This window comes from Geodermatophilus sp. DSM 45219 (assembly GCF_900104025.1).
Taxonomy (GTDB): domain Bacteria; phylum Actinomycetota; class Actinomycetes; order Mycobacteriales; family Geodermatophilaceae; genus Geodermatophilus.
Genome location: NZ_FNIQ01000007.1, coordinates 229,578 through 236,592, shown reverse-complemented (window position 1 = coordinate 236,592; position 7,015 = coordinate 229,578). Strand labels below are relative to the sequence as shown.

Sequence of the window (7,015 nt, the reverse complement as noted above, 5' to 3'; positions counted from 1 at the left end):
CCAGGGCCGCCGGCTCGGCCACCCGGCCCAGCACCGCGGCCTGCTCGCCGGTCACCGCACCGGCGGCGAACGCCGCCGCCATCCCCGGCAGGTGCGCCAGCGCCCGCCCGGCCCGCACCACCCGCGCGGCCTGGGCATCGGACAGGTGCGCGTGCCCGCGCAGCCAGGAGCCCATGGTCTTGAGCCCGTCGTGCTCGGCGGCGCCGGACACCTCGCACTCCCGCACCGTGCGGGCCACCTCCGCGGCGATCCGGTTCTGCGCCACCAGCAGCGGACCCAGCCGCTCCAGCAGCGCCGGGCCGAACAACGGAGCCAGATCCTCGGCGGCCAGGGTGTCCAGCGCCGAGGTCAACGCCTCGATCGCACCAGCCCCACCACTCGAACACATGTACGAACAGTACCGGGCCAGACCTCAGCAGACAAGCTGAATCCGCAGGTCAGCGACCTGTCCACAGATGTGGGCGGGGCCTTGACCCGAGCCTCACGGCGACTGGGGCCGATGCCGCGCTCCCGACCATGCAGGACTCGGCCCGGCGTCTCCGTCGTCCCCCGACCATGCGGTGGGACGGGCGCCACCTCCACCTGCGGGAATCCCGCCGGGCCCTCGACCGCTCCCACATATCGTGGCAAGCGTGAAGAAGGTCGTCGTCCTGGACTACGGCTCGGGCAACCTCCGCTCGGCCGAACGCGCGCTGACCCGCGTCGGCGCCGACGTCACGGTGACCGCCGACCCGCATGCCGCCCTCGAGGCCGACGGGCTCGTCGTCCCCGGGGTCGGTGCGTTCGCGGCGTGCATGCAGGGCCTCAAGGCCGTCGACGGCCCGCGGGTCATCGGTCGCCGACTGGCCGGCGGCCGGCCGGTGCTCGGCGTCTGCGTCGGCATGCAGGTGCTGTTCGAGCACGGCGTCGAGCACGGCCAGGACGCCGAGGGCTGCGGCGAGTGGCCCGGCGTGGTCGAGCAGCTGCAGGCCCCGGTGCTGCCGCACATGGGCTGGAACACCGTGCAGGCGCCGGAGGACACGGTGCTGTTCGCCGGCCTGGAGGACCAGCGCTTCTACTTCGTGCACTCCTACGCCGTGCGCGACTTCCCGCTGGGGTCCGGCGGAGCCCCGTCGCCGCTGGCCGCCCCGCTGGTGACCTGGGCCGAGCACGGCGACCGGTTCGTCGCGGGCGTGGAGAACGGCGCGCTGTCGGCCACCCAGTTCCACCCGGAGAAGTCCGGGGACGCCGGCGCCCAGCTGCTCAGCAACTGGCTCGGCACGCTGCGCTGACGCACGCTGCGCTGAGCGCGGGTCACTGCAGCGGGAACGGCGGCTGCAGCCACCACGGCGCGTCGACGACCTCGACCCGCGCCACCCACTTGACCCACCAGAAGCCCCGCCGTCCGGGCACGACGAGCCGCACCGGCGCGCCGTGCCCGGCCGACAGCGGCCGGCCGGCCGCGTGCGTCGCCAGCAGCAGCCCGCCCGCCTCGGACAGCGGCAGCCGGCGCCGGAACCCGGTCACCGAGACGACGTCGACGCTCCCGCCTGCCGGCAGCTCCAGGTCGACGGAGGCGAGCAGCCGGTCGAGCCGGACCCCGCGCCAGTCCTGGGCGGCGTACCAGCCGCCGGTGCAGTCCAGCACCGCGCGCACGGTGTCCCCGCGGTCGAGCCCACCCATCGGCACCCGCACCCGGCGGCCGCCCGAGACCAGCTCCAGCACCGGAGCGGGGGAGTCCGGCACGGGATCGGAGATCCACTGGGTGACCGGCATGGCGGCGGGGTCGTCGGTGCCGCGCTCGAAGGAGCCCGTGACCCGCCGCCCGGCGCCCGGTGCGCCGGTCAGCCGCAGCAGGCCCTCGCCCGCGCCCCACAGGGCCACCGCCCCGGCGGCCAGCCCGCCGGCCCGCAGCAGCCCGCGGCGGTCGAGGTCGGTCGCCCGCGGCCGCTGACGCCGTCCCCACGCGTGGACGACGACCAGCGCACCGGTACCCACCCCCGCGGCCACGTGCAGGTGCAGCACCGGCACGCCGGCCGACCAGGACCACGGCCCGGTGACGCCGACGGCGTGCAGCACGCCGGTGAGCAGGGTGACCAGCGTGGCGACGCCGAGCGAGACCCCGCCGCTGCCGCCGGGACGCCGCCGGGCCCGCCGCACGACGACGGCCTTCCAGGGGACGAGCAGCAGCAGCCCCAGCCCGGCCGCCCCGTGGGCCGCGACGACCAGCCGCGCCGGGCCGGGCGAGCCCACGGCGAAGGCGAGCACGCCGGTGCCCCCGGCCACCAGGAGCAGAGCGAGCAGTCCCACGTTGGTGCGCCGGCCCGCACGACGGGGGAGGAGCTGGGCCACGCACCGAGTGTCCGTCAGCTCCGCAGGTAGGACGCCCCGTTGACGTCGACGATCGTCCCGGTCGAGAACCGCGCGCCGGGGGACGCCAGCCAGAGCACCGCCGAGGCGACCTCCTCCGGCCGTGCCACGCGGCCGTAGGGCGACTGCGCGCGGACGGCGTCCCCGCCCGGGCCGTCGAGCACCTCGCGGGCCATCTCGGTCTGCACGAACCCCGGCGCCACGGTGCCCACCGAGATGCCGTGCGGGGCCAGCGCGATCGCCATCGACTGCCCGAACGCGTTCAGCCCGGCCTTCGACGCCCCGTACGCCGGGGTGTCCGGCTCCCCGCGGAAGGCCCCGCGGCTGGAGACGTTGACGATCGCACCCCCACCGGCGGCGACGAGGTGCGGCACCGCCCGGAAGGTCGCGTTGGCCGCGCCGAGCAGGTTGACCGCCAGCGTCCGCGACCACGCCGCCTGCCACTCCTCGTAGGAGACCGACAGCGGCGGGTGCGCGGTGAAGACCCCGGCGTTGTTCACCAGCACGTGCAACCCGCCCAGCGCCGCGGCCGCCTCGTCGACCATCCGGCCCACCGCGTCGGCGTCGCCGAGGTCGGCCTGCACCAGCACGTGCCCGTCGCCCGGCAGCCCGGCGAGCACCGCCTCGGCGCGTTCCCGGGAGGTGCCCCAGTGGACGGCGACCCGGTCGCCCGCGGCGGCGAAGGCGGAGGCCACGGCGCGGCCGATGCCGCGGGAGGCGCCGGTCACGAGGACGGCGCGGGACGGCGGGCTGCTGGTCACGAGCGCGTAGTCAACCAGCGGCTCACAGCTCGGCCAGACCCCGCACCACCGTGGCGGTGCCGCCGGCCAGCGCGACGGCGATCACCAGCTGCAGCCCCCGGGCCGCGTCCAGCCGCCGGGTCACCAGCTCACCGGCCACCAGCCCCGCGACCAGCGCCACCCCGCTCACCGTCCAGGCCACCGGGCCGAGCGCGGGCAGGCCCTTGCCGGCGAGCGACGCGAGGTTGACCACCAGCAGCGTCGCCTGCGCGGTCGGGATGAACACCGGCAGCGGCCAGCTCCGCGACACCGCGTAGGCGGTCACCATCGGCCCGCCGACGCCGGCGGTCACGTTCATGAAGCCCGCCAGCGCGCCGGCCAGCACCGCCGACCGCCGGCCGGGCAGCAGCTGCCGCCGCCGGCCGAGGGCGACGACCACCACGGCGCCGACCGCCAGGGCGCCGATCGCGATCAGCAGCGGCCCCTCCGGCAGCGTGCGGACGACGAGGACGCCCAGCGGGATCGCCAGCAGCGCGGGCACCGCCAGGACGGCGACCTCGCGCCAGAGCGCCCGGCGCCAGGTGCGGGCCAGCACCAGCGCGCACAGCGACGCCGACAGCGCATTGCTCAGCGAGACGCCGACGGCCGGACCGGTGAGCAGCACGAGGAACGGGGCGGCCACCAGCGCGAACCCCAGGCCGGTGGCCCGCTGCGTGGCCGCGCCCAGCAGGACCGCGACGGCCAGCAGCGCGGTCTCCAGCCCGGTCACCAGCGGCCGCGGTGGACGACGTCCCCGACCCCGCGCCGGCCCCGCCGCAGGGACGGCGACCGGCGGTCCCCGGTGCCGGGGTAGCCGACCGACACGACGCCGACCGGGCGGTGGGTGGCCGGGACGCCGAACGCCTCCCGGAGCGCGTCCACCCGCTCCGCCGGGACGCCGAAGAAGCAGGCCCCCAGCCCCTCGTCGACCGCGGTGAGCAGCATCAGCAGCGCGGCCATCCCGGCGTCGACGTCCCAGTACGGGACCGGCCAGCGCGCCTCGTCCCGGTCGGTCCAGCCCTTGTCCGGCTCGGCGTACCGGTCCAGGTAGGCGGCCTTCGACGACAGCGGCACCACCAGCAGCGGCGCGCGCCGCATCCGGGTCAGCCAGCCGTCCGGCGCTCCGGTCGACGTCGTCACCGACCAGAACAGGTCGCGGTCGGCGGCGTCCTCCAGCACCAGGAACGCCCAGCCCTGGGTGAACCCGGCCGACGGCGCGCGCAGCGCGTGCTCGAGCAGCCGCTCCCGGACCTCGGGCGGCACCGGCCGGTCCGGGTCGTAGTCGCGCACCATGCGCCGCCGGCGGACGACGTCAGCGAACTCCACCGCGCCACCCTGTCACCCCGCCGGAACACGGGTGCCCGGACCGCGGGACCGCGCTAGCGTCCGGCCGGTGCCCCCTCTCCGCACCCGCCCGCCCGGGGACGCCGACGAGCGCACCTCGCTGGTCGGCTGGCTGGACCTGCAGCGCGCGGTCGTCCACCTGAAGTGCGCGGGCCTGTCGGACGCCGACGCCCACCGGGTGCTGCTGCCGACGTCCCCGCGGATGACGGTCGCCGGGCTGGTCTCACACCTGCGCTGGGTCGAGCACTGTTGGTTCGAGGTGCTGCTGCTCGACCGGCCGAAGGAGGTCAACCCGCAGTTCGGCGACGTGGCGGATGCAGACTTCGCCGTCGCGGACGTGCCGCTGGCCGACCTGGTCGAGCAGTACGAGCGGCAGTGCGCCGTCTCGGGCGAGATCACGGCCGCCACCCCGCTGGACGCCTTCGGGCAGAACACGGAGTACCGCGCCGACACGCTGACCCTGCGCTGGATCCTCGGCCACATGGTCGAGGAGACCGCCCGGCACGTCGGCCACCTGGACCTCCTGCGCGAGCAGCTCGACGGCACCAGGGGCTACCGCTGAGGTGACGCCGGCCACCGGCACGGGGTCCCTACGCTGTCGGGCGTGCCGAAACTGCAGCTGCTCCCCGCCGTCGACGTCGCCGACGGCCAGGCCGTCCGCCTCGTGCAGGGGGAGGCCGGCAGCGAGACCTCCTACGGCGACCCGCTGGACGCCGCGCTGCAGTGGCAGCGGGACGGCGCCGAGTGGGTGCACCTGGTCGACCTCGACGCCGCCTTCGGCCGCGGCAGCAACCGCGAGCTGCTGGCCCGGGTGGTCGGCGAGCTGGACGTCGACGTCGAGCTCTCCGGCGGCATCCGGGACGACGGGTCGCTGGCCGCAGCCCTGGCCACCGGCTGCCGCCGCGTCAACCTCGGCACCGCCGCGCTGGAGTCGCCCGACTGGTGCGCGAAGGCCATCGCCGAGCACGGCGACCGGATCGCCGTCGGCCTCGACGTCCGCGGCACCCGGCTGGCCGCCCGCGGCTGGACCAAGGAGGGCGGCGAGCTCTACGAGACCCTCGCCCGGCTCGACGCCGAGGGCTGCGCCCGCTACGTCGTCACCGACATCACCAAGGACGGCACGCTGAGCGGGCCCAACCTCGACCTGCTCCGCGAGGTCTGCGCCGCGACGCCCCGCCCGGTCGTCGCCTCGGGCGGGGTCAGCTCGCTGGACGACATCCGCGCGCTCGCCGGGCTGACCCCGGTCGGCGTGGAGGGCGCGATCGTGGGCAAGGCGCTCTACGCCGGGGCGTTCACCCTGCCCGAGGCGCTGCGGGTCGCCTCCGGGGAGAACGGCATGGAGCTGGCGTGAGCGTCGTGCGCTTCGGGTCCGAGACACCCTGGGAGGCGGTGGTCGGCTACAGCCGGGTCGTCGTCCACGGGGACATGGCCTGGGTGAGCGGCACGACGGCCACCGTCGACGGCGCCGTCGTCCACCCGGGGGACGCCGGCGCGCAGACCCGCCAGGCGCTGGCGAACCTCGCCGAGGCGCTGGAGCGGGCCGGCTTCACCCTCGCCGACGTCGTCCGCACGCGGATGTTCGTCACCGACATCTCCCGCTGGGAGGAGGTCGGCCGCGCCCACGGCGAGGTCTTCGGCGACGTCCGCCCGGCCACCTCGATGGTGCAGGTCGCCGCGCTGATCGACCCGGCCATGCTGGTGGAGATCGAGGCCGACGCGGTCCGGAAGGTGCCCGCGTGAGCCTCGCCGTGCGGGTGATCCCGTGCCTGGACGTCGACGCCGGCCGGGTGGTCAAGGGCGTCAACTTCGTCGACCTGCGCGACGCCGGCGACCCGGTGGAGATGGCCCGGGTCTACGACGCCGAGGGCGCCGACGAGCTGACCTTCCTCGACATCACCGCCAGCTCCGGTGACCGGGAGACCACCTACGACGTCGTGCGCCGGACCGCGGAGAGCGTGTTCATCCCGCTCACCGTCGGCGGCGGCGTCCGGTCGGTCACCGACGTCGACAAGCTGCTGCGCGCGGGTGCGGACAAGGTCGCGGTCAACACCGCCGCCGTCGCCCGGCCCGAGCTGATCAGCGAGATCAGCGACCGCTTCGGCAACCAGGTGCTCGTGCTGTCCCTGGACGCCCGGCGCGCCCGCGACGGCGCGGTCACCGACTCCGGCTTCGAGATCACCACGCACGGCGGACGGCGCGGCACCGGCCGGGACGCCGTCGAGTGGGTGGTGCAGGCCGCCGAGCTCGGCGTCGGCGAGGTGCTGCTGAACTCGATGGACGCCGACGGCACCGAGGCCGGCTTCGACCTCGAGCTGATCCGCGCGGTGCGCCGAGAGGTCTCCGTGCCGGTGATCGCCAGCGGTGGCGCGGGGGAGACCGCGGACTTCCCGCCCGCGGTCGAGGCCGGCGCGGACGCCGTCCTGGCCGCCACGGTCTTCCACTTCGGCAAGCTGCGCATCGGCGACGTCAAGGCCGCGCTCGGCGACGCCGGCGTCCCGGTCCGCCGGGAGACCGACCACCCCCTGTGACACCGTCGTCCTGCC

Annotated in this window: 9 protein-coding genes and 1 pseudogene; 5 read left to right on the top strand and 5 right to left on the bottom strand. The window is 76.1% G+C overall.

Annotated elements, in window-relative coordinates:
* Positions 1-388: pseudogene (locus BLR12_RS21430) on the bottom strand (DUF222 domain-containing protein); the annotation flags it as partial.
* Between the two features lie 244 nt (positions 389-632).
* Between BLR12_RS21430 and hisH the strand changes: the two are divergent.
* Positions 633-1,271, top strand: coding sequence for an imidazole glycerol phosphate synthase subunit HisH (gene hisH, locus BLR12_RS21425; protein ID WP_091382286.1), 639 nt, complete (start codon positions 633-635; stop codon positions 1,269-1,271).
* A 22-nt stretch (positions 1,272-1,293) separates the two neighbouring features.
* Here hisH and BLR12_RS21420 read toward each other — a convergent pair whose 3' ends face one another.
* From BLR12_RS21420 to BLR12_RS21405, 4 genes are read right to left on the bottom strand one after another with little or no spacing between them, the layout of a single operon-like run.
* Positions 1,294-2,331: a molybdopterin-dependent oxidoreductase gene (locus BLR12_RS21420; RefSeq protein ID WP_091382285.1), complete on the bottom strand. Its 1,038-nt coding sequence runs from the start codon at positions 2,329-2,331 to the stop codon at positions 1,294-1,296.
* 14 nt (positions 2,332-2,345) lie between these two features.
* Complete coding sequence (locus BLR12_RS21415) at positions 2,346-3,110, bottom strand: SDR family NAD(P)-dependent oxidoreductase (RefSeq protein WP_091382283.1); 765 nt, start codon at positions 3,108-3,110, stop codon at positions 2,346-2,348.
* 22 nt (positions 3,111-3,132) lie between these two features.
* Positions 3,133-3,858: a sulfite exporter TauE/SafE family protein gene (locus BLR12_RS21410; protein WP_176832626.1), complete on the bottom strand. Its 726-nt coding sequence runs from the start codon at positions 3,856-3,858 to the stop codon at positions 3,133-3,135.
* On the bottom strand, positions 3,855-4,454 hold the full coding sequence (locus tag BLR12_RS21405) for a nitroreductase family protein (RefSeq protein WP_091382281.1): 600 nt from the start codon (positions 4,452-4,454) through the stop codon (positions 3,855-3,857). The genes BLR12_RS21410 and BLR12_RS21405 overlap by 4 nt, the downstream gene beginning before the upstream one ends.
* A gap of 67 nt (positions 4,455-4,521) precedes the next feature.
* Between BLR12_RS21405 and BLR12_RS21400 the strand changes: the two genes are divergently transcribed.
* From BLR12_RS21400 to hisF, 4 genes are read left to right on the top strand one after another with little or no spacing between them, the layout of a single operon-like run.
* Positions 4,522-5,034, top strand: a complete 513-nt coding sequence (locus tag BLR12_RS21400; RefSeq protein ID WP_091382279.1) for a DinB family protein — start codon at positions 4,522-4,524, stop codon at positions 5,032-5,034.
* A 42-nt stretch (positions 5,035-5,076) separates the two neighbouring features.
* Positions 5,077-5,823 carry a bifunctional 1-(5-phosphoribosyl)-5-((5-phosphoribosylamino)methylideneamino)imidazole-4-carboxamide isomerase/phosphoribosylanthranilate isomerase PriA gene (gene priA, locus BLR12_RS21395; protein WP_091382278.1) on the top strand — a complete coding sequence of 249 codons (747 nt, stop codon included), beginning with the start codon at positions 5,077-5,079 and terminating at the stop codon, positions 5,821-5,823.
* Positions 5,820-6,212 (top strand): RidA family protein, encoded by a 393-nt coding sequence (locus tag BLR12_RS21390; RefSeq protein ID WP_091382276.1) that lies wholly within the window; start codon positions 5,820-5,822, stop codon positions 6,210-6,212. Before priA ends, BLR12_RS21390 begins: the two co-directional genes overlap by 4 nt.
* Positions 6,209-7,000, top strand: a complete 792-nt coding sequence (gene hisF / locus BLR12_RS21385) for an imidazole glycerol phosphate synthase subunit HisF (RefSeq protein ID WP_091382275.1) — start codon at positions 6,209-6,211, stop codon at positions 6,998-7,000. The genes BLR12_RS21390 and hisF overlap by 4 nt, the downstream gene beginning before the upstream one ends.
* Positions 7,001-7,015: the final 15 nt, after the last annotated feature.